This is a genomic window from Priestia flexa NBRC 15715, assembly GCF_001591565.1.
GTDB lineage: Bacteria > Bacillota > Bacilli > Bacillales > Bacillaceae_H > Priestia > Priestia flexa.
In genome coordinates, this window is record NZ_BCVD01000241.1 from 1 (window position 1) to 1,203 (window position 1,203).

The following is a 1,203-nucleotide window of genomic DNA, read 5'->3' on the forward strand; positions in this document are numbered from 1 at the left end:
AGTAAAGCAATATCCAATATCGTACACAGTTAAGATTTCTAAAAAGAAAACAAAAACACCTGATTCCTAATAAGGCAATCAAGTGCTTATAGTTAATTCTGTAACATACTCCCGAATATTACTGAACTGGTCCCATAAATTCAGTAATAATAAGAATATGTTCCTTCAGTTTGACTTTTTTTAGATTCTCTACTTTTTCTGCTCCACCTAAACCTAATAGCGGTGTATAGCCGAAGCACTCATCATAATCCAACTCACTATATTGTTTAAGGGCTTCGGGGTAAGGTTGCCAAGACAAATCCTCATCTCTAAATTCCAAATCATTAATATTTTGAAAGAAAAATTCAAATGTAAACATAATTGTCTTTACCACACCATACCTGTAATTAAGTAGTCTAACATATCCATCTGACCAAATAACTAGGTCACCCATACCTGTAGCAAACAACACAACTGAATCCTTGTATCTTTGACTACTCTCTCCCAAAATCTCTTTAAATTCCTCTGGATTTACACTTTTAAAATACCCTTGCATAAATGTACCAAATCCATAATTACTCCATAAATCTATAATTTCGTTTGGTACCAGTTGCATATATTTTTCAATGATTTCACTCGGAACTTTTTTATGCAATTTAAAATCTTTTAAGTATTTTTCCATTTATACTCCTCCCACTAATGTGTTAATTTCACATTCAAATAAGTATTTTTTAGTTGTTCTGATGTCATACTTTTTGCTAATTCCTTGATTTGTTCATCAACAATATCAATCCTATATCGCCATTGACTACCTATTGATGAATTTATTCTCTTATCTCCCAAACCTCCTATTACTTCTGCCTTTCCTCCTGCTATCTGGTCTGGGTTGTGAAGTGCAGCTTGAGTATCTAACCACTCCTTAGCTTGTTTCTTAGCTTTCGATAACGTTAATCCTTCTCTTTGTAGTTCATTTATCTTTTGTACATAAGCTTCTTCCCTAGCAGCTTGTTGTGCAGCGTTACCTTCAATTGCACGCCCTTGTTCAATATACTTCTCACGATTTTTTAAATACTCATCAACTGTTAGTTCATTCATACCTTTTTCTTGGTCTTTCAATTGTCTTGCAAACTCTTCGGAGTCATGTTTATCATTTCTTTTAAAATTAACTTCAACTTCTTTTATTCTTGGTACATCATCTAAATGCTTTACATTACCCGTACCCTT

2 protein-coding genes are annotated in these 1,203 nt (G+C 33.2%); both read right to left on the reverse strand.

The annotated features are described in order from the left end of the window. Positions 1–118: 118 nt before the first annotated feature. Positions 119–661 carry a T6SS immunity protein Tdi1 domain-containing protein gene (locus BFL01S_RS19650; protein WP_061786728.1) on the reverse strand — a complete coding sequence of 181 codons (543 nt, stop codon included), beginning with the start codon at positions 659–661 and terminating at the stop codon, positions 119–121. 14 nt (positions 662–675) lie between these two features. Beyond that, positions 676–1,161, reverse strand: coding sequence for a polymorphic toxin type 15 domain-containing protein (locus tag BFL01S_RS19655; RefSeq protein ID WP_082802795.1), 486 nt, complete (start codon positions 1,159–1,161; stop codon positions 676–678). Between the last annotated feature and the right edge of the window lie 42 nt (positions 1,162–1,203).